This is a genomic window from Streptomyces sp. NPDC048338 (assembly GCF_043201055.1).
GTDB lineage: Bacteria > Actinomycetota > Actinomycetes > Streptomycetales > Streptomycetaceae > Streptomyces.
Genome location: NZ_JBICYQ010000002.1, coordinates 49688 through 68367, shown reverse-complemented (window position 1 = coordinate 68367; position 18680 = coordinate 49688). Strand labels below are relative to the sequence as shown.

Here is an 18680-nt window from a genome sequence, read left to right as displayed (position 1 = left end):
GGTAGCAGGTCCCGTCGGGGACGGTGAGGGGTGGGGCAGATGATCACGCCGTCGGGCGGTGGTGTACGAAGTCATCCGTGAAGGAACAGGAACAGCCCGAGCCCTCGACCGTGCGCGTGTTCGTCGCGCTGGCGCCGCCGGACGAGGCGAAGACGGAACTGGAGGAGGCGCTCCGGCCCGTCTACGAGGGGTACCCACGGCTGCGCTGGAACCGCGTCGAGGACTGGCACATCACGCTGGCCTTCCTCGGTGAGCTCCCGGTGACGGCGGTTCCGCTCCTGCGGGCGCCGCTCGCGGACCTCGCGTCGGCGCGTGCACCGCTGGAGCTGGCACTGCGCGGCTCGGGGGACTTCGACGGACGGGTTCTGTGGAGCGGGATCGACGGGGACGTCGACGGTCTGCAGGGACTCGCCACCGAGGTCCGCGCCGTCGTGAAGGAGTGCGGGATCCCCTTCGAGGACCGGCCGCTGCGCCCGCACCTGACGCTCGCTCGGGCCCGCCGCGACGACCTCTCCGCCATCGCGGAGGCGGCCGCGGTCATCGCCGACTTCGCGGGCCGTCCGTGGCAGGCCGGTCGGCTCCACCTGGTCGGCAGCAACTTCGGGCGGGGCCCGGGGCCGATCCGCTACCGCGACATCGAGGCGTGGCGCTTCGACGGCGGGCGCTGAGGGAAGCCGTACGTACGGGAGTGGGCGGCACCGTCGTGGAGTTCGGCGCGCGGCGCGGTCGGCGGGAGCGGGACGTCCGAGGGGCGGCGTCCCGGGGCAGCCGTCGACGGCCACGGCCGGACCACGGTGCCGGTGGTGTCGGCGGGGACGGTGCGCCGGTCGGTACCGAACGGACACGCCGCCTGCGAACAGGCTCCGTTCGAGCAGGTCACCGTCCCGTGTGACGGGTTCACTCTCCGGGGTATGGCTCAGTCGGACAAGGACGAGACGTGACCGCTTTTCCTGTATTCGTGCCTTTCAGCGCCCTCCCACCGCCTACTGGGCCCATGCACCCCGGGAGACCCTCATGACGCTCCTCGACCTCCTCCGCTGGATCCTTCTCGCTCTCGCCGTTCTCGCCGCGTGGCTCCTGATCGGCGTCCTCGTCGCGCTCGTCGTCTGGCACCCGTTCGCCCGCCGCCACAAACGGGCGGGGCAGGGCGTACCGCGCCCGGCGCGTCGTCCCGGCCTCCCTGTCGAGACCGCGCTCTGCCACGCCACCGCACCGGCACCGGAGTCGAGGCGGAAACCGGAGCCGGGCTCGGAGCCGGGCTCGGAGCCGGGTGGTGATCGACGCTGCGAACTCGACGCCGGACACGGTGGCGGGCACCGGCACGGGACCACCCGGTGGGGTGACGACATCGACGACACGCATCGCATCGGGGAGGGCTGACCGACCGGGGGAAGCGTCGGGCGGCTCAGCGCCGCCCGACGCGCACCGCCTCCGGCATCGCCCTGCACACGGGCCTGCTGCGCGGGGTCCTCGGAGAGGGCCTGGTCCCGCCGGTGCGTCAGCTCGCGTCCCTGTGGGACCGGTTGACCGGTGCGGCCCCGCTCGCCCTGGACGACGAAGGCCGGGTCCGCCTGGACACCTGGGAGCTCACCGACGACGTCCAGGCGGCCGTCGCCGCACGCTGGGAGGACGCCACGACCGACACCATCGCCGGACTCGCCGACCTCGACCGGTTCCACGCCGAGGTCCGGCGCCTGTACGGATTCGCCGTGCCGGGCATCGACTACACCGTCCCGGTGACCACCGACGTCCCCTGGCCCACCCCCACCGCCTGACCCCGGCACGCGTCGCGGGCCCCCACGTTCAACCGCCGGGCCGGCGCCCGACGACGGTCACGTGACGGAGGACGGTACGGGCTTCCCACCCGCGGGCGCGGGGTCTCCGGCGGGGGCAGCGGATGCCGTCGCCGGGATGTCGGGTGCCGTGGCGGGGGCGGCGGGCGCCGTGGCCGGGTGCCCGCCCAGCCGCTCCATGACCCGCCGGCTCAGCAGCGCGTACTCGTCCTGGAGCCGGCGCCACTCGCTGCGGGGTGGGCGGGGTACGACCTCGCCCCCCGTGACGATCTCCTCCGGACCGAACTGCTCGCGGGTGAGGTCGATCTCGACCCCCATGCCCAGCCGGTTCCACCAGTGGTAGTCCACGCGCCGACCGTCGACATGGACCTCTCCGCGGATGAGTTCGCCTCCCAGCAGGTCGTTGAGCACCATGGCCGTCACGCCGCACTGGTCGCGCGCCGGGTTGTCGGGAGTCCAGCGCGCCCGGAACTCGGGCGTGCACGTCTCCGCGCTCCAACTGCTGCGGACCGCTCGTTCGATGTCGCCGAGAAGCAGAACTGTCATGCGGGCGATCCTCTCAGCCGGCACCGACAACGGCTCCGGTCCACGGCGCGGCTCTCGCCTCCGGCGACTGCTCCTCGTCCGGCAGATCGCCACAGGCTGGAACACGGCCGCGCGCGGCCTGTGTCCGCACCCTGGGCGGAGCGGCCCGGCCTCCCTCCTCCCTGCGCACAAGGACACCCACCCCTGACTTCAGGCGGCGGGCCGGCCCCCGCGCAGTTCGAGGCGGTCGCCGACGAAGCGGCCCCGGAAGCCGGCGTCGTGGGACACCACGACCAGGGCTCCCGGGTAGCCGGCCAGGGCCTCCTCCAGCTCCTCCGCGAGGGCGGGGGCGATGTGGTTCGTCGGCTCGTCGAGGACGAGCAGGTCGGCGGGCCGCGCCACCAGCCGCGCCAGTTCGAGCCGCCGCTGCTGCCCCACCGAGAGGCCGGCGACCGGGGTCTCCAGGTCCTCGGCTCCGAAGAGTCCCCAGGCCAGCAGCTCGTCGGCGAGTTCTTCCGCCGGACCCCGACCCGCCGCGTACGCCTCCAGGAGAGTGCCGGCGAACGGCACCCGCGCCGGCTCCTGGGGCAGGTAGCCGATCCGGGCGCCGCTGTGCCGGACGAGACCCCGGTCCGCCGGCAGGTCGCCGGCGAGGACGCGCAACAGGGTGCTCTTGCCCGCACCGTTGGGACCCGAGACGAGCAGCCGGCTGCCCGCCTCGACCCGCAGCCGGGGCACGCGCAGGCGACCGCCCACGGCGACGTCGGCGAGTTCCGCGAGCACACCTGACGTCCTCGTCGCCGTCAGCGCGGCGGCGAAGCGCAACGGCTCGGGCGGCGGTCCCACCGGATGAGCCCGCAGCTCCTCCAGGCGTACCCGCGCCGTCCGCACCTGGCCCGAGAGCTTGGACTCCGACGAGCGGCGGTGCTTGCCGAAGCCCTGGCGCGGATCCTTGCCGGTGGCGGCGAGCCGCTGTCCGGCCGCTTCGACGAGCGCTTCCGTACGGGCCACCTCGTCGAGCCATTCGAGGTGCTCCTGGGCCTGGCGGCGGCGGGCCGCGGCCTTGGCCGTGCGATAGCCGGTCCAGCCGTCTCCGTACCGGCGGACCGCGCGCGTGTCCCCGTCCACTTCGAGGATGGCGGTGGCGTAGTCCGCGAGGAATGCCCGGTCGTGGGTGACGGTCACGACGGTGCCGCGATGGCCCGCGAGCCGTTCCTTCAGCCAGCGCGTGGCGTGGGTGTCGAGGTGGTTGGTCGGCTCGTCCAGGAGGAGGAGTTCCGCGCCTGCGGAGAGCACGCACGCCAGCGCGAGGCGGGACCGCTCACCGCCGGAGAGCGTGCCGAGGGTGCGGCCGCGGGCCAGCCGGCCGATCCCCAGCGCGTGCAGGGCGGCGTCCATGCGGGCGTCCGCCTCGTAGCCTCCTCGTTCCTCGAAGGCGTGCAACAGGTCGCCGTAGGTGTCGAGTTGCTCCGGCGTCGCGTCGGCGAGACCGTCCTCGTACCGCCTGATGCGCTGTTCGAGTTCGCGCAGCGCGGCGAGGGCGGCGTCGACGGCGTCCTGCACGGTCCGGGACGGTGGGAGCGAGATCGTCTGGGCGAGATGGCCCACACCGCCCGGCGCGCGGACCGTGATCTCGCCCTCGTCCGCGGTGTCGGCTCCCGCGAGCAGGCGCAGGAGGGTGGACTTGCCGGAGCCGTTCTCGCCGACGACGGCGATGCGCTCACCGGGGCTGGCGGTGAAGGAGACGCGTTCGAGGACGATGCGGGGGCCGTACGCCTTGGAGACGTCCTTGACGGCCAGCTGGGAGAGTGCGCGCTCGCGCATGATGGGTGTTCCTCCGGGGAGGGCCTGGGAGACAGGCCGGGATCATGGGCCTGGTGGAGGGCAGCGGACTCAGACCGTCGGCCGGCCGACGGTCATCGCGTGCCCCTCCCCGGGAATCAGAGGAAGAAGTAGTACGAACCCATGCGGCCGATGCTAGACGACGGAGGCGGCCGCTCCCACCGGATTTCCGGGCGTCCACGCCGGGCCGCCCGCTCCCCGGGTCCGCCCTCGGTCCCGGACAGGACCGAGCCGTCGGAGCGAGCGCGTGCCGGCGGCCTTCCCACCGACCGAGCGGCGGGCGGGCGGGGACGCCTCGGCCGCGGGGCGGACCACTATCGTGCCCGCATGATCACCCCGGCCCAACGCCCGCTGTTGTTCCTGGACGTCGACGGACCGCTCATCCCCTTCGGCGCGGCGCCCGACGCGTATCCGACGTACACGACGGGCGACGACCGGCTCGACGCCGCCGCCGACCCGCTGCTGACCCGTATCGATGCCGCCCACGGGCCGCGGCTGGCGGCGCTCGCGTGCGACATCGTCTGGGCCACGACGTGGATGGCGGACGCGAACGCGTGCGTCGCGCCGCGCCTCGGTCTGCCTCCGCTGCCCGTGGTCGACTGGCCGGAGCCGTCCGCGAGGGACGAACGGGACCACCGGATGGGGCTGCACTGGAAGACCCGCCCCCTCGTCGCGTGGGCGGCCGGGCGGCCGTTCGCCTGGGTCGACGACGAACCGACCGACGCGGATCGCGCGTGGGTGGCCGCCCACCACCCGGGCGAGGCACTGCTGCACCGGGTCGACCCCCGCCGGGGCCTGGACGAGGACGACTTCGCGGTGCTCAAGGCCTGGCTGGACCGGGTGCGCTGACGTCCGTGTCCGGCGCCAGGAGTGCCGGGTCGATCCCGCCGACGGTCTCCCGCCTCTGGGATCCCGACCGTTGAGATCCCGGCCACACCTGGGCTGAACGCGTTCAACTCGACGTCTCCGCGGGCATGACGTGGAGGAGGAATCGCGCGGGGCGACGATCTCGGGGGGCGTCATGATGTTCGGGTACTCGGACGAGTGGTGGGTCCTGTTGTTCTTCCCGGTGCTGTGGTGGGTGCCGTTCGGGCCCTTCATCATGGGGATCATGGGCTGGTGGTGCGCGAGCCGCCCCGGCTGGCGACCGCGTCTGTGGTCCGTCCTGCTCCCGCTGGAACCGGTGGCGGTCTCGGCGACCGCCATGATCCTGCCCCTGGACAGCTGGGACGACCCGACCCGGCTCGACGACGTCCTGGGCTACCTCGCCGTCTACGTCGGCGGCATCACCCTGTTCCCCTGGCTCCTGGTCTACGGCATCACCCGTACGCGGCGGGCCCTGCGGGCCCGGCGAAGCGCGTCCGACGGGGCGGCCGCCGGCGGGGCCGGCGAGGGACCAGCCGAGGGATGACTGATCGAACGGCGGCGGGCGACGGGACCAGGCGGCTCCCCGCGCGCGACCTCATGGCCGTCGCCCGGACGTCCGCGTCCGGGGCGATGAGGACCTCCACCTGGTGGACGTGGGGACGGCGCATCGGGCCGGGATGACGAGCCGGCCGGAAGCCCCCTCCTCGTCCGTGTCGCGCCACGGGGCGCGGGACTACCGTGGGACGTGGCGCGACCCGGACGGAGGGAGTGGTCGCGATGACCGACCCGCGAGGGGTGCCGCGGTCCTGCGCACTGCCCGGTGAGGAGCAGCCCCCGCGGCTGGCGGAGTGGGACGCTCTGTTCGCCGCCCGGCTGACCGTGGTGTCCAGGCCCGGGCCGCTGCTGCTGCACCTGGACCTGTACGGCGGACCGGGCGTCGGCGACCGGGTGCGCGATCTGGTGGCGCGCGAGAGCGCCTGCTGCTCGTTCTTCACCTTCACACTCACCGAGGACCGATCCGACGCACCGGGTGAGGACCTCGACCGCCCGCACGGGACGGGCGAAGGGACGGGCCGGGGCCGGATCCGCCTCGGTATCGCGGTGGACGCCGCGCACGAGGGGGTCGTGGAGGCTCTGGCCACCCGGGCACGCGCCCTCATCGACCGGAACCCCCTCCGGGGTGCGCGCCGGCGGCCGATCGCTCCGAGCGATCGGCCGCCGGCGACGACGGACCGCGAACCGCGGTGACTATCGTGCGACCGTCCGGCAGTCGGTGGTGGCCGGCTTTCCGGCGAGGCGGTCCGTGACCCAGTCGACGGCCGCTCCCTGGTCCGCGATCAGCGGCAGGCCCCCTTCACGACGTCCGCCAGGGACGCGCCGCTCTTCGTCCAGGAGCTGCTCTCGCGGCCGCCGTACGCGAAGAGACCGTCGCCGATGCACATGCGGGACAGGTCGTTCAGCGCGGTCCGGCCCTCGTCGTCGATGTGGGCGTCGACGATCGGCTTCAGCGCCGGCTCCGACTGCAGGAATCCGTTGATCGACCAGCCGAGGGCCGCGCTGAGCGAGCTGCCGTCGACGGCGCGGAGGACCGCGGTCAGGTCGGCCGGGGGCGCTCCGGCGTAGGAGCCGGCGAGCTTCACCTCGGGGGCGTAGGACGCCTGGAGTTCGGCGGCCGAGGCGGTCGCGCCGCCGCCCTCGCTGTACCCGTACAGGCCGACGGGCGAGTCGGCGGTGACCGACGCCCGGGGCAGGGCGCGCGCGGCACGCACGGCGTCCAGGACGGCGTGTCCGCCGTCCAGCCGGTTGACGTAGGTGTGCGGCCGGTCGGTCGCGCCGAGCCCGACGTAGTCGGTGACGACCACGGCGACGCCCTTGCCGAGGAACCGGTGGATCGCCAGGTTCTCGTACCCGATCGAGACGGAGCCCTCGTCGAGCGACAGCGGCTTCTCCAGCGCCTTGGACGCGGCGCACTGGTCGCCCTGGCCCGTCGTCCCCGGGGCGAGGGCGACGACGGGCGCGGGCCGCCGCCCTTCCACGGCGTGGACGGCTCGATGTAGGCGCCGGTGACCGCGACCGGTCCGCCGGTCGAGTCCGTGGACTTGTACATCAGGCGGGTGGCCTTGCCGGGCAGCGGTCCGTCGACTCCGGGCAGGCTGAGCGCGAGCGGGAGGGCTTCGGTGCGGATCAGGGATCCGTCGGCGGCGGGGAGGTCGGCCGGCGGGTCGTAGAAGGCGGGGTCCGCGCCCGCCCAGGCCGGATCGGCATCGGCGTACGAAGGGTGCGGGGGGTGCGGGTGCTGAGGGTTCACGCGGCTCACTCCTGCTCGAGGGGGATGGTGCGCGTTCTCCGCCCGCACGCTCTGGCGCCACTTCCCCACCAAGGAGAGCTGTGTCCGCCCCCTCCTCGCGGCGGGCCTCGACGCCGCGGTCGAGGCCCTGCGGCACTGGCCGGCCGGCACCCCGCTGCTGGACTTCGTCACCGACGCGGTCGGCGACGGCGAACTGCCCACGGCCGAACCCGCCGTGCTCGACCTGATCCGCATGACGCGGACCGAACCGGCGCTCCGCTTCGTCTGGCTGCAGGCCCACGACGACGCGCTGCCCGTACTCGCCGGCCTGCTCGCCCGCCGGTCCGGGAAGAGCCCGGACGACCTCGGCGTACGCGTACACGCCGCCACGCTCAACGGCGCCCTCGCCGTGGCCGCGGAGGACTTCGCCCTCCGCTTCGCCGACGACGCCGAGGCGCCCGCACGGGAACTCACCGCACGTCTGCAGGCCGCGCTGCGAGCGGCCTCCGAGGGACTCCCCTACTGACCTCGGGCCCGCACCCCGCAATTCACCTTCCCGTCGGTCCTGCGACGTCCGGCGGCCGCCCGCCCGCGAGAGCGTGTGCGCCGCACCGTCAACCCCACTGGAGACGAGGACCCATGACGACACGTCTGCTGTCGCGGACCGCAGCGCTCGCGTTGACCGCGGTGGTCACGGTCGGGGCGGCCCTGCCCGCCGAGGCCACCGGCGCCGCCGACCTCGCCGCCGTCCAGCCGCGTGCCGAGACCGCACCCCTGTTCGACGACGCGGCGGGTGGCGACGCCAACGCCGACGACCCGGCCATCTGGCGCAACGCCGCGGTCCCGGGGCGCAGCCTGGTCATCGCCACCGCCAAGCAGGGCGGACTGCGCGTCTACGACCTGGACGCCCGGGAGATACAGTCGGTCGCCGCTCCGGCCGGCCCCGGCCCGGACGACGCGCCGGGCCGCTTCAACAACGTCGACCTCGTGCACGGCTTCGGCCTCAAGGGCCACAAGGCCGATCTGGCGGTGGTCACCGACCGCGGCAACGACCGCCTGCGGATCTACCGGATCGACCGCGACCGCCCGGGCGGTCCGCTCGGCGACGTCACCGACCCCGCCGCGCGGCCCGTCTTCTCCGCCGACCAGGCCGAGATCAACGACCAGGCGACCGCCTACGGCCTCGCCACCTGGACCGACCCGCGGACGGGCCGCTCCTACGCGCTCGTCAGCCGGCGCAACCGCACCCGGATCGCCCTGCTGGAGCTGCTCGCCACCCCGGCGGGCACCGTCACCTACCGGACGGTGCGGACCCTGGACCTGCCGTCCTCCTTCACCCTGCCCGACGGCACGGCGTGGACGCCGTGCGCCGAACCCGGCGAACTGCCCCAGGTCGAGGGCATGGTGGTCGACCCGGCCGCCGGAGTGCTGTACGCGGGCCAGGAGGACGTCGGCATCTGGCGGGTCCGCGCCGACCTCACCGGGACGCCGCGGACGGTCGACAAGGTCCGCGAGTTCGGCGTCCCCGGCACCTACGACGAGGAGACCGAGGAGTGCACGCCCGGCGCCGACCCGGGCTACGGCGGCACGCACCTGACGGCCGACGTGGAGGGCCTGACCCTTCTGACGGAACGGGACGGCGACGGCTACCTCCTCGCCTCCAGCCAGGGCGACGACACCTTCGCCGCGTACGACCGGGAGCTCGCCGAGGACAACGAGTACGAGGGCGGCTTCCGGGTCACGGCCGCCTCGGCCGGCCTCGACGGCTCCGAGGTCTGCGACGGCGCCGCCGTCCTGAACGCGCCGCTCGGCCGCGCCTACCCGCACGGCCTGCTGGTGGTCCAGGACGGGCAGGAGACCCCCGCGGACGGCGACCGCGAGGCCACCGGTTTCAAGTTCGTCGACCTGGGCGACGTGACCGAGGCGCTGGACTGACGGGCCCGCCCGCCGGGCCGCACCGCCTACCGCATCCCGGGCCGCACCTGGTCCCCCGCCGGGCCGCAGCTCGTACCGCACCTGGTCCCCCGTCGGGCCGCACCCTCCGCCGCCCGGCGGGGCGGGCGCGGCCCGAGGGGCATCGGCCGGTGCGATCAAAGATCACGACTCTCCCGTCCCGCGCCCGGCGCTGTGGCACGATGCCAAGGGTGACCAGCAGACCATCCCCGGAGGAACGCCTGCGCGATCTCGCGCGGCTGCGTCGCGTGCGCGACCGTATCGACCGGGAGTACGCGCAGCCCCTGGACGTGGAGGCTCTCGCCCGTGGCGTCCACATGTCCGCCGGGCACCTGAGCCGCGAGTTCCGGGCCGCCTACGGCGAGTCGCCGTACAGCTACCTCATGACGCGCCGCATCGAGCGCGCGATGGCGCTGCTGCGCCGCGGGGACCTCAGCGTCACCGAGGTCTGCTTCGAGGTCGGCTGCGCCTCGCTGGGCACCTTCAGCAGCCGCTTCACGGAGCTGGTCGGGATGCCGCCGAGCGCCTACCGGCGGGAGATGGCGACGCCGTCGCCCGAGATGCCCTCGTGCGTGTCGAAGCAGGTCACGCGACCGATCAGGAATCGAGAAGCGCGGTCTCCGGGCCGCGGCTAGCGTGGCCGTCATGGACTTCGCGCCGTACGGGGGAACGGACCGCCCCTGGCCCGACTGACGGGGCCGGGCCCGCCCGACGCACGCGGCGCCGTGTGCGCGACGGGCCGGAGCGAGCCGGGGCGACGCCGAACGACAGGGAGACGGGGAAGGCTCCCCGCCCGACAGATGGAGACACGATGAGCAGGGCCGCCAGGTCGACCACGAAGTCGTCCGCTGCGCACGTCGCCGACAACCACGATCTGATCCGGGTGCACGGCGCGCGCGAGAACAACCTCAAGGACGTCAGCATCGAGATCCCGAAGCGCCGGCTGACGGTGTTCACCGGCGTGTCCGGCTCGGGCAAGAGCTCGCTGGTCTTCAACACGATCGCCGCCGAGTCCCAGCGGCTGATCAACGAGACCTACAGCGCCTTCGTCCAGGGATTCATGCCCACGCTCGCGCGACCCGAGGTGGACGTCCTCGAAGGACTGACCACGGTGATCACCGTGGACCAGCAGCGGATGGGCGCCGACCCGCGCTCCACGGTCGGCACCGCCACCGACGCCAATGCGATGCTGCGCATCCTCTTCAGCCGGCTCGGCAAGCCGCACATCGGCCCGCCGAGCGCGTACGCCTTCAACGTGCCGTCGGTCCGGGCGAGCGGCGCGATCACCGTCGAGCGCGGCGCGAAGAAGACGGTCAAGGCGACCTTCAACCGCACCGGCGGCATGTGTCCGCGCTGCGAGGGCCGCGGGACGGTCTCCGACATCGACCTCACCCAGCTCTACGACGACTCCAAGTCGCTCGCCGAGGGCGCGTTCACCATTCCCGGCTGGAAGTCGGACAGCTTCTGGACGGTACGGGTCTACGCCGAGTCGGGCCTCCTCGACCCGAACAAGCCGATCCGCACGTTCACCAAGAGGGAGATGCAGGACTTCCTCTACCGGGAGCCCACCAAGGTGAAGGTCGAGGGGGTGAACCTCACCTACGAGGGACTGATCCCCAAGATCCAGAAGTCCTTCCTGTCCAAGGACAAGGAGGCCATGCAGCCGCACATCCGGGCGTTCGTGGAGCGGGCGGTCACCTTCACCACCTGCCCCGAGTGCGACGGCTCCCGGCTCAGTGAGGGGGCGCGGTCGTCGAAGATCAAGCGGATCAGCATCGCGGACGCCTGCGCGATGCAGATCAGCGACCTGGCCGAGTGGGTCCGCGGTCTGAAGGAGCCGTCGGTGGCGCCGCTGCTGGCCGCGCTGCAGCGGACGCTCGACTCGTTCGTGGAGATCGGCCTCGGCTACCTGGCGCTCGACCGGCCGGCGGGCACGCTGTCCGGCGGCGAGGCGCAGCGCGTCAAGATGATCCGGCACCTCGGCTCCTCGCTCACGGACGTCACCTACGTCTTCGACGAGCCCACGGCCGGTCTGCACCCCCATGACATCCAGCGGATGAACGACCTGCTGCTGCGGCTGCGGGACAAGGGGAACACGGTGCTCGTCGTGGAGCACAAGCCGGAGACCATCGCGATCGCCGACCACGTCGTCGACCTCGGCCCCGGCGCCGGTACGGCAGGCGGCGGCGTCTGCTTCGAGGGCACCGTGGAGGGGCTGCGGGCGGGCGACACCGTGACCGGCCGCCACTTCGACGACCGGGCCGCCGTCAAGGAGTCCGTACGGACTCCCACCGGCTCCCTGCAGATCCGCGGCGCGACGACGAACAACCTGCGCAAGGTGGACGTCGACGTCCCGCTCGGGGTGCTCGCCGTCGTCACCGGTGTCGCGGGGTCGGGGAAGAGCTCGCTCGTCCACGGGTCGATCCCCGCCGGCGAGAACGTGGTGTCGATCGACCAGACCCCGATCCGCGGCTCGCGACGGAGCAACCCGGCGACGTACACGGGCCTGCTCGATCCGATCCGGAAGGCGTTCGCCAAGGTCAACGGGGTGAAGCCGGCACTGTTCAGCGCCAACTCCGAGGGCGCCTGCCCGACGTGCAACGGCGCGGGTGTCATCTACACCGACCTGGCGATGATGGCCGGCGTCGCCTCGCCGTGCGAGGACTGCGAGGGCAAGCGCTACCAGGCGTCGGTGCTCGAGTACCGCCTTGGCGGGCGGGACATCAGCGAGGTGCTGGCGATGTCGGTGACGGAGGCCGTGGAGTTCTTCGGCGAGGGCGAGGCGGCCACGCCGGCCGCGCAGCGCGTCCTCGCCCGGCTCGCCGACGTCGGCCTCGGCTACATCAGCCTCGGCCAGCCGCTCACCACGCTGTCCGGCGGCGAGCGTCAGCGCCTCAAGCTGGCCACGCACATGGCCGACAAGGGCGGGGTCTACGTGCTCGACGAGCCGACGACCGGGCTGCACCTCGCCGACGTCGAGCAGCTGCTCGGGATGCTGGACCGGCTCGTCGACTCCGGGAAGTCGGTCATCGTCGTCGAGCACCACCAAGCGGTGATGGCGCACGCCGACTGGATCATCGACCTCGGGCCGGGCGCGGGCCACGACGGCGGCCGGGTCGTCTTCGAGGGCACGCCGGCGGACCTGGTCGCCGACGGTTCCACGCTCACGGGCGAGCACCTGGCGGCGTACGTGGGCGCCTGACGAACCACGGCGCGGCCTCGCCCCGGACCCCTTCGCCGACGCGGACCCGTCGGCGGAGGGGTCCGGGGTGTCAGCCGTCCGTCGGAGCTGTCGGCGTCCCGTCCGACCGCCGGGATACGTCCAGTTCACGGCCGAGCGCGGCCCGCAGTTCCTCGTGCGCCGGGCCGAGCCGGTACCGCTCGTCGCTCCACCGGTCGTCGGGGTACAGCCATACGGGCCGCCCCACGCGCTCGGCCGGTTCCCAGGTATAGCGCGGCCAGACGTGCGCGTGCAGGAACGGGTCGGTGTTCCCGAGGATCTCCAGGTTCACCCGCCGGAAGGCGGGGTCCAGCCGCCGGCACGCCCGTTCGACCGCTTCGCCGAGCCGGTCCATGTCGGACAGGAACGCGAGCCGTTTGGCCCGCGGCAGGTCGGAGAGTCGCTGCACATGCGGCTCGTCGACGAGGAGCACCGCGTATCCCGGCAGGAACTGCACGTCGCCGATCACCGCGAACCCGGCGTCGAGCCGTCGCAGCACGGTGGGGTTGTCCCCGCGCAGTGCGCTGCCGATGCGGTCCGTGCGCCATTCGTCCGTCATGGCAGGAACCTCACCACACCCGGGTGGGTGGTGCTGCCGAAGACCAGGATCCGAGTGGCCGGTTCGAGGCGCGGGGTCGCCGACTTCGCCCGGGACTCGACCCGGTTAGTCGACGGGCGGCTGTCGCGGTACGGGGCCGCCAGGGCGAGCTTCTGCCAGGGGCTCGCCTCGGCGGGGTTCACCGCGTGCTGCCGCTGACGTCCGCACCGCCCGTTCCCGCGCCCTCGGAGCCCGCGCCCCTGCCCGGGACACCGCCGTGCGCGGGCGCGGCGGCCCCGCTCGTACCGTCCTCGCGCGGCCGACCCGGGAGTCCGGCCGGAGCCGTCCCGCCGGCGACCGGGCCACGGTCGTCGGCGAAGGCCGTGGTGAGCAGGAAGAGGGCCGCCGCGTACGTCGTCATGACGAGGACGGGACGGCCGGTGAAGTCGAGGCCCGCGGCACCCAGGCCGATCAGCAGGTCGGACAGCACGAACACACCGCCGCCGAGCGCGGCCCGCGGGCCCATGACGTGCGCCGTCAGGGCCATCCCCACCAGCGCCATGCTGTAGACGGCGATCGCACCGGCCAGCACCGCGTCGAGCGAGGGGACGAGCGCCGCGACCGCGACCGCCCACACGGCCGCGTACGCCAGGCAGAGCGTGCGGCGGGCGCGCAGGTACGGCACGGCTCCCTGCCCGACGAACGCGGAGATCCAGCAGAGCTGTGCCCCGAGGAAGAACGCGATGCCGATCCCGAAGGCGGCGGGGCCCGGGACCAGCAGTGCCACGTCCCCGGCAGTGGCGAAGCCGAGACCGGCGAGCACGCGCGTGTGCCGGTCACCGGTGCGGCGCCACAGATGGAGGGCCAGCACCGGTGCGAGCAGGGGCTTGGTGGCCCACTGCAGGGCCGGCCAGCGCAGCGCGACGGCGGTGATCTCGACGACGGCCAGCAGCCCGAAGACCGCGAGGAGCGGTGGCGGCCGGTGGACGGCGCCCTCGGCGGGGCCCGGTCCGGTGGATCGATCGGGTGTCGCCATGTCAGGCCTCCGTCGTCGGGGTCCAGCCGGGCGGGCCGAAGAGGTACCCGGCCCGGTCCCGCCAGCGCCCGGCCGTCCGTACGTCGCGCCAGGCGGCCCGGTACTCGTGGACGGCGACCTTCAGCGGGTTGTAGGTGTCGATGTTCTTGGTCAGTCCGTAGACGACGCGCTCGCCCTCGGGCTCGAACGTGCCGAAGAGCCGGTCCCAGACGATGAGGATCCCGCCGTAGTTGCGGTCCAGATAGACGTCGTTCGAGCCGTGGTGGACGCGGTGGTGGGACGGCGTGTTGAAGACCGCCTCCACCGGGCGCCACAGGGTGCCGACCCGCTCGGTGTGCAGGAAGAACTGGTAGACGAGGCTCACGGACTGCTGGAGGAGGATCATCCACGGCGGGATGCCCAGCAGCGCGAGCGGCAGCCAGAACGGCAGGCTCGTCATCGGCGTCCAGCTCTGGCGCAGCGCGGTGGAGAGGTTGTAGCGGACGCTGGAGTGGTGCACCGAGTGGCTCGCCCACAGCACGCGTACCCGGTGGTGGGCGCGGTGGAAGGCGTAGTACGCGAGGTCGTCGGCGAAGAACAGCAGGACCCAGGTCCACACCGAGGACGGCGAGAGCTCCCAGGGGGACACGGAGTAGAGCGCGGCGTAGGCGAGGACCGCGAACACCTTCCACGGCAGGCCGATGACCTGGCTCCCGGCTCCCATGGACATGCTCGTGACCGTGTCGCGGATCTCGTATCCGCGTTCGTCGTCGTCCGGGAGGAAGCGGTAGGACAGCGCCTCCACCGCCACCAGCAGCACGAAGGCGGGGATCGCGTACATCACGGCGGGTATCACGTCAGCGCACCGCCCCTCCGGTGACGGGCACGCTGCGGGCGAGCAGCTCGCCCGCCAGACGTTCGGCCTGCTCGGGCTCCCGGGCGGCGATGTGTGCGGCGAGCCGCAGGTGGGCGTCGACGTCGAGGAGTTCGGCGGTGCGCAGGTCCATGGGCACGTCCGCGATCGGCAGCGAGCCGTTGATCAGGCTGTTGAACGCCAGCAGGTAGGCCAGGTTCCCGGAGCCTTCGACGATCAGCCGCCACCAGGCGATGTCGGCGGCGCCCAGTGCGGCGAGGTCGGGACCCGCCTGGGTGTAGCGGCCGGCGGCGTCGACGATGCGGGCCGCGGTCTCCTGGGAGCAGCGCAGCGCGCACAGCCGGGCCGCGTCCGCGCCGATGCAGGCCCGCATCTCCAGTGCGTCGCGGGCGAGTCCGTCGAGGCTGCGGTCGTCGTCGGCGCGCACGATGCCGACGGCGAGGTCGAGGCCGGCCGTGCGGCGCCAGTCGAGGACGAGCGTCCGGCCGCCGTGGCTGACGTCGACGAGCCGGGCCTGCTGGAGGCGCTTGACCGCCTCGCGGACGGCGTGGCGGTTCACGCCGAACTCGGCGGCGAGGTCCCGCTCCGCCGTGAGCGCGTCGCCGGCGGCGTAGGAGCCGGCGAGGATCCGGTCCCGGAGCAGCCCGTAGAGCTGATCGGAGACGGCCTCGCGCCGGATGGGTTCCTGACGTTCCTGGGTCATGGCGATCAGAGTGGACGCGCCACGATCACTGGTCAACTGGTTGGACCAGTCGAATTTCCGGAGCCGGAGGAAACGGCTCCGCCAGGGCACGGGGGCGGCGGGGCGGCCGCGCCCCCGGGTGCCTCGCCGTGGGGTCGGGTGCGCAGGCGCGCCACCGCCCGTTTCGCCCGCGTGGACAGCGGGGCGAGCTCCGTCGCCGACCCCTTGCCGATCAGGTCCGGCGGGCGGCGCGCGTGGGCCGTCGTCGCCGGCGCGAGCCCGGCGTCGGCCGCATCGAGCGCGACGAGCATGAGTTCGAGATGCTGTTCCGTGATCAGTCGGCCGAGTCCGCGGCGGAGCGCCGACCCACCGCGGATGACGGGACAGCCCTTGGGTGGTGTCCTGTCGATCAGGCCGGGCCGACGACTCGGCATATGCCCAAGGTTCTTTCGCGCACGACCCTGTTGCATCCGAGTCCCCCGGTGGCAAGGTGTCCCTGCGCGGTCCTCGCAGTCCACCCCCGGAGAGGGAACGCGCGACGGCCCCGCCCGCCCCGCGGCGGCGGGGCCACGCCGCCCCTCCCGGCTCCCCACGGGAGGGCTGTGGCGCGCCCGCGGCGGGTCACGCCCCGCCCCGGGGACTCCGACGGGTCACCGTGACCGCCCGGCCGCGCGACCTCGCCGCACGGCGTCGACGGCCTGCCGGCAGCCGAAGAGGAAGGTGTGCGCGCCGAACAGCACGGCGACCACCAGCAGCGTCGCGTCGGGCCAGGTCAGAGCGAGGATCCCGGCGACCACGCTCGCCGCACCCAGGAGCCCCGCGATCAGGCGCCCGCTCTCGCGGTCCTTGAGCGCGGCGGCCGTGCGCAGGACTCCGGTGACGCAGAGCACGACGCCCAGGATCACCCGCAGCAGGTCCAGGGACAGGTCCGGCTGCGCCAGGACCAGGACGGCGGCGATCAGCCAGAGGAGGGCGGAGACGACCTCCGCGAACGGCTGCTCCGCCCGGGACGCGTGGAAGAGCTCGGCCAGCCCCGTCGCGGCGAGGGCCACGGCCACCACCACGAGCAGGACGGCGAGGGACGCGAACGGCCGGAAGGTCAGTACCAGCCCGACGACGGCGCACCCCACCCCGGCGCACAGGGCGAGCCACCAGGGAACCCTGCCGAGGGCGCGCGCCGCCGTGTCCCCGGCCTCTCTCACCGACCGCATGCCCGCCAGCCTCCCGCCGGGCCCGCGCCGCCGTCCGCCGGCGGACCGGCGGCGGGCGCCCACACCGTTCCTCCCCACAGCATGCGGCGCGGCCGCTCCTCCCGCACCGCCACGGCGCCGCGCCCGACGGCGGAGGCGGAGCGGCCGTGCCGACGGCCCGGACAGGACCCCCCGGCACCCGCCTCCGGGCGGGCACCCGAGGGTGCCGGCTACACCACGAGGAGGGGCAGGAAGGGGACGGCGACGGCGACCGGGGTCAGCGGGAGCGGGCGCGTCTCACGGGCGGTGTGACGGCCGGGCGCCCGCCGTTCGCACTCCGTCACGCCGCCGCCGGCGCCGCCCGCCCCGTCCGCGTCGGCCGGGAGCGCGATCTCGGCCCAGATGGTGTGGCTGTCGTCCGAGAGGCGCGATCCCCAGCCGGAGCACAGGGCGTCGATGAGGAAGAGGCCCCGGCCCCGCTCCCCGAGGGTGAAGGACGGATGCCGCCACCGCGCGCGGACGCGGGCCACGTCCATTCCGCGCCCCGCGTCGCCGACCTCGACGCGGACGGCCCCGCCGGCCGGAGCGAGGACGACGGACAGCGTGACCGGCGGAACTCCGTGCAGCGAGGCGTTCGCGATCAGCTCGGTGACGACGAGCATCACGTCGTCGACGACGGAGGCGCACCCGCGGGCCGTGAGACCGGCACGGATCTGCCCCCGCAGGAGAGTCATGCTTTCCGGTGTGCGCGCACACCCCTCGACGATCTTCATCGAACTACACCCCAAAAGACGCTTTACCTGTCATTCGGCACGAGAGCCCCTCTCGGATTGCCTCCCGGGCAGATTTCCCCGATCCTCGTTCCCGCGGTCGACCGCGAGGCCGCGGGCGCCTGGCCCGGTGATCGGCACCCGACCGGATCGGGCACGGATCGTCGGGTCCGGCAGGGTGGGTCCTTCCTAACGTGGTGGGCGAAAGGGAAGGAGCGCGGGATGCTGGAACGGCTGAACGAGGCCATGGAGCACATCGAGTCCCGTCTGGATCAGCCGATCGACGTGGCCGAGCTCGCGCGGACGGCGATGACGTCGGAGTACCACTTCCGGCGGATGTTCTCGGCCCTCGCGGGCCGGCCGTTGTCGGAGTACGTACGGCGCCGGCGGCTGTCCGTGGCGGGCGCCGAGGTGCTCGCCGGCGAGCGGACCCTGCTGGACATCGCGACGCGGTACGGCTACGGCTCAGGAGAGGGGTTCGCCCGGGCGTTCCGTGCGATGCACGGCGTCGGTCCGGCCGACGCCCGGCGGACCGGTGCCGCTCTGCAGTCCCAGCCCCGGCTCTCCTTCCGACTCGTCGTCGAAGGGAACAGCAGCATGCGGTACAGGATCGTGGACAAGGAGACCTTCCGTGTGGTCGGCAGGAAGGCACGGGTGCCACTCGTCCACGAGGGCGTCAACCCGGCGATCGCGGCGTTCATCCGGGGCATCGGCCCCGACACGCTGGAGCGGATCGCGGCCCTGTCGGACCAGGAGCCGGCGGGCGTCGTCGCCGTGAGCGACCAGCTCGACCCGAGCCGGGCGGAGGGCACCGAACTCGACTACTACCACGGGGTGGCGACCTCCGCCGAGGCGCCCGAGGACATGGACACCCTGTCCGTCCCGGCGGGATCGTGGGCCGTCTTCGAGAACGCGGGCCCGTTCCCGCAGGCACTCCAGTACCTGTGGCGGGACGTCTTCACCCAGTGGTTCCCCTCGAACCCGTACCGCAGCAGGCCGGGCCCGGAGATCCTGCGGGTGAGCCTGTCGGAGGACGCGACGGAGGCGACCGCCGAACTCTGGATCCCGGTGGAACGCGCCACCGTCTGAGCCACGCGCACGAGGCGGAGCGGGTCGGGAACCCC

Annotated in this window: 18 protein-coding genes and 3 pseudogenes; 11 read left to right on the top strand and 10 right to left on the bottom strand. The window is 73.6% G+C overall.

Features of this window, described 5'->3' with window-relative positions:
- The first annotated feature begins 77 nt into the window (after window positions 1–77).
- The 3 genes and pseudogenes from thpR to ACGFZF_RS04750 form a co-directional block, all read left to right on the top strand.
- The gene (gene thpR, locus ACGFZF_RS04760; RefSeq protein ID WP_393551072.1) at window positions 78–668 is read left to right on the top strand and encodes an RNA 2',3'-cyclic phosphodiesterase; all 591 of its coding nucleotides are present in this window, start codon (window positions 78–80) and stop codon (window positions 666–668) included.
- Between the two features lie 346 nt (window positions 669–1014).
- Window positions 1015–1380, top strand: a complete 366-nt coding sequence (locus ACGFZF_RS04755; RefSeq protein ID WP_393551071.1) for a hypothetical protein — start codon at window positions 1015–1017, stop codon at window positions 1378–1380.
- Between the two features lie 50 nt (window positions 1381–1430).
- A pseudogene (locus ACGFZF_RS04750) lies at window positions 1431–1775 on the top strand (enoyl-[acyl-carrier-protein] reductase FabV); the annotation flags it as partial.
- A 57-nt stretch (window positions 1776–1832) separates the two neighbouring features.
- On the opposite strand, the gene ACGFZF_RS04745 reads toward ACGFZF_RS04750, so the two are convergent.
- Both ACGFZF_RS04745 and abc-f read right to left on the bottom strand, forming a co-directional pair.
- On the bottom strand, window positions 1833–2339 hold the full coding sequence (locus tag ACGFZF_RS04745) for a hypothetical protein (RefSeq protein ID WP_393551070.1): 507 nt from the start codon (window positions 2337–2339) through the stop codon (window positions 1833–1835).
- Between the two features lie 189 nt (window positions 2340–2528).
- On the bottom strand, window positions 2529–4142 hold the full coding sequence (gene abc-f, locus ACGFZF_RS04740; RefSeq protein WP_393551069.1) for a ribosomal protection-like ABC-F family protein: 1614 nt from the start codon (window positions 4140–4142) through the stop codon (window positions 2529–2531).
- A gap of 345 nt (window positions 4143–4487) precedes the next feature.
- Here abc-f and ACGFZF_RS04735 point away from each other — a divergent pair, with 345 nt between their 5' ends.
- The 3 genes from ACGFZF_RS04735 to ACGFZF_RS04725 all read left to right on the top strand — a co-directional run bounded on the left by ACGFZF_RS04735 (window position 4488) and on the right by ACGFZF_RS04725 (window position 6275).
- Window positions 4488–5009, top strand: a complete 522-nt coding sequence (locus ACGFZF_RS04735) for an HAD domain-containing protein (protein WP_393551068.1) — start codon at window positions 4488–4490, stop codon at window positions 5007–5009.
- 172 nt (window positions 5010–5181) lie between these two features.
- Window positions 5182–5571, top strand: coding sequence for a hypothetical protein (locus ACGFZF_RS04730; RefSeq protein WP_393551067.1), 390 nt, complete (start codon window positions 5182–5184; stop codon window positions 5569–5571).
- 233 nt (window positions 5572–5804) lie between these two features.
- The gene (locus ACGFZF_RS04725; RefSeq protein WP_393551066.1) at window positions 5805–6275 is read left to right on the top strand and encodes a hypothetical protein; all 471 of its coding nucleotides are present in this window, start codon (window positions 5805–5807) and stop codon (window positions 6273–6275) included.
- On the opposite strand, the pseudogene ACGFZF_RS04720 reads toward ACGFZF_RS04725, so the two are convergent.
- A pseudogene (locus ACGFZF_RS04720) lies at window positions 6276–7263 on the bottom strand (lipase family protein); the annotation flags it as partial.
- Window positions 7264–7372: 109 nt separating this feature from the next.
- Here ACGFZF_RS04720 and ACGFZF_RS04715 point away from each other — a divergent pair.
- The 4 genes and pseudogenes from ACGFZF_RS04715 to ACGFZF_RS04700 all read left to right on the top strand — a co-directional run.
- A pseudogene (locus tag ACGFZF_RS04715) lies at window positions 7373–7840 on the top strand (TetR family transcriptional regulator); the annotation flags it as partial.
- A 113-nt stretch (window positions 7841–7953) separates the two neighbouring features.
- Window positions 7954–9249 (top strand): phytase, encoded by a 1296-nt coding sequence (locus tag ACGFZF_RS04710; protein WP_393551065.1) that lies wholly within the window; start codon window positions 7954–7956, stop codon window positions 9247–9249.
- Window positions 9250–9449: 200 nt separating this feature from the next.
- Entirely contained in the window at window positions 9450–9902 is a 453-nt protein-coding gene (locus ACGFZF_RS04705; RefSeq protein ID WP_393551064.1) for a helix-turn-helix transcriptional regulator, read from the top strand.
- A gap of 176 nt (window positions 9903–10078) precedes the next feature.
- Window positions 10079–12469 (top strand): ATP-binding cassette domain-containing protein, encoded by a 2391-nt coding sequence (locus ACGFZF_RS04700; RefSeq protein ID WP_393551063.1) that lies wholly within the window; start codon window positions 10079–10081, stop codon window positions 12467–12469.
- Window positions 12470–12539: 70 nt separating this feature from the next.
- On the opposite strand, the gene ACGFZF_RS04695 is transcribed toward ACGFZF_RS04700, so the two are convergent.
- The 7 genes from ACGFZF_RS04695 to ACGFZF_RS04665 all read right to left on the bottom strand — a co-directional run bounded on the left by ACGFZF_RS04695 (window position 12540) and on the right by ACGFZF_RS04665 (window position 17559).
- The gene (locus ACGFZF_RS04695; RefSeq protein WP_393551062.1) at window positions 12540–13046 is read right to left on the bottom strand and encodes an HIT family protein; all 507 of its coding nucleotides are present in this window, start codon (window positions 13044–13046) and stop codon (window positions 12540–12542) included.
- The gene (locus ACGFZF_RS04690; protein ID WP_393551061.1) at window positions 13043–13228 is read right to left on the bottom strand and encodes a hypothetical protein; all 186 of its coding nucleotides are present in this window, start codon (window positions 13226–13228) and stop codon (window positions 13043–13045) included. The genes ACGFZF_RS04695 and ACGFZF_RS04690 overlap by 4 nt, the downstream gene beginning before the upstream one ends.
- Window positions 13225–14061 (bottom strand): lysoplasmalogenase, encoded by an 837-nt coding sequence (locus ACGFZF_RS04685; RefSeq protein WP_393551060.1) that lies wholly within the window; start codon window positions 14059–14061, stop codon window positions 13225–13227. Before ACGFZF_RS04685 ends, ACGFZF_RS04690 begins: the two co-directional genes overlap by 4 nt.
- Window position 14062: 1 nt before the next feature.
- Window positions 14063–14896 carry a sterol desaturase family protein gene (locus ACGFZF_RS04680; RefSeq protein WP_393551059.1) on the bottom strand — a complete coding sequence of 278 codons (834 nt, stop codon included), beginning with the start codon at window positions 14894–14896 and terminating at the stop codon, window positions 14063–14065.
- A gap of 1 nt (window position 14897) precedes the next feature.
- Window positions 14898–15617: a FadR/GntR family transcriptional regulator gene (locus ACGFZF_RS04675; RefSeq protein ID WP_393551058.1), complete on the bottom strand. Its 720-nt coding sequence runs from the start codon at window positions 15615–15617 to the stop codon at window positions 14898–14900.
- A 629-nt stretch (window positions 15618–16246) separates the two neighbouring features.
- Window positions 16247–16807 carry an HdeD family acid-resistance protein gene (locus tag ACGFZF_RS04670; protein ID WP_393551057.1) on the bottom strand — a complete coding sequence of 187 codons (561 nt, stop codon included), beginning with the start codon at window positions 16805–16807 and terminating at the stop codon, window positions 16247–16249.
- 209 nt (window positions 16808–17016) lie between these two features.
- Window positions 17017–17559 (bottom strand): ATP-binding protein, encoded by a 543-nt coding sequence (locus tag ACGFZF_RS04665; protein ID WP_393551056.1) that lies wholly within the window; start codon window positions 17557–17559, stop codon window positions 17017–17019.
- A gap of 219 nt (window positions 17560–17778) precedes the next feature.
- Between ACGFZF_RS04665 and ACGFZF_RS04660 the strand changes: the two genes are divergently transcribed.
- The gene (locus ACGFZF_RS04660; RefSeq protein WP_393551055.1) at window positions 17779–18645 is read left to right on the top strand and encodes a GyrI-like domain-containing protein; all 867 of its coding nucleotides are present in this window, start codon (window positions 17779–17781) and stop codon (window positions 18643–18645) included.
- Window positions 18646–18680 lie beyond the last annotated feature (35 nt).

What these genes read in the sequence shown, in the direction of transcription:
- ACGFZF_RS04755 (WP_393551071.1), top strand. Translation starts at nt 1,015, where the DNA reads ATGACGCTCCTCGACCTCCTCCGCTGGATCCTTCTCGCTCTCGCCGTT.
- ACGFZF_RS04745 (WP_393551070.1), bottom strand. Translation starts at nt 2,339, where the DNA reads ATGACAGTTCTGCTTCTCGGCGACATCGAACGAGCGGTCCGCAGCAGT.
- abc-f (WP_393551069.1), bottom strand. Translation starts at nt 4,142, where the DNA reads ATGCGCGAGCGCGCACTCTCCCAGCTGGCCGTCAAGGACGTCTCCAAG.
- ACGFZF_RS04735 (WP_393551068.1), top strand. Translation starts at nt 4,488, where the DNA reads ATGATCACCCCGGCCCAACGCCCGCTGTTGTTCCTGGACGTCGACGGA.
- ACGFZF_RS04730 (WP_393551067.1), top strand. Translation starts at nt 5,182, where the DNA reads ATGATGTTCGGGTACTCGGACGAGTGGTGGGTCCTGTTGTTCTTCCCG.
- ACGFZF_RS04725 (WP_393551066.1), top strand. Translation starts at nt 5,805, where the DNA reads ATGACCGACCCGCGAGGGGTGCCGCGGTCCTGCGCACTGCCCGGTGAG.
- ACGFZF_RS04710 (WP_393551065.1), top strand. Translation starts at nt 7,954, where the DNA reads ATGACGACACGTCTGCTGTCGCGGACCGCAGCGCTCGCGTTGACCGCG.
- ACGFZF_RS04705 (WP_393551064.1), top strand. Translation starts at nt 9,450, where the DNA reads ATGCCAAGGGTGACCAGCAGACCATCCCCGGAGGAACGCCTGCGCGAT.
- ACGFZF_RS04700 (WP_393551063.1), top strand. Translation starts at nt 10,079, where the DNA reads ATGAGCAGGGCCGCCAGGTCGACCACGAAGTCGTCCGCTGCGCACGTC.
- ACGFZF_RS04695 (WP_393551062.1), bottom strand. Translation starts at nt 13,046, where the DNA reads ATGACGGACGAATGGCGCACGGACCGCATCGGCAGCGCACTGCGCGGG.
- ACGFZF_RS04685 (WP_393551060.1), bottom strand. Translation starts at nt 14,061, where the DNA reads ATGGCGACACCCGATCGATCCACCGGACCGGGCCCCGCCGAGGGCGCC.
- ACGFZF_RS04675 (WP_393551058.1), bottom strand. Translation starts at nt 15,617, where the DNA reads ATGACCCAGGAACGTCAGGAACCCATCCGGCGCGAGGCCGTCTCCGAT.
- ACGFZF_RS04670 (WP_393551057.1), bottom strand. Translation starts at nt 16,807, where the DNA reads ATGCGGTCGGTGAGAGAGGCCGGGGACACGGCGGCGCGCGCCCTCGGC.
- ACGFZF_RS04665 (WP_393551056.1), bottom strand. Translation starts at nt 17,559, where the DNA reads ATGAAGATCGTCGAGGGGTGTGCGCGCACACCGGAAAGCATGACTCTC.
- ACGFZF_RS04660 (WP_393551055.1), top strand. Translation starts at nt 17,779, where the DNA reads ATGCTGGAACGGCTGAACGAGGCCATGGAGCACATCGAGTCCCGTCTG.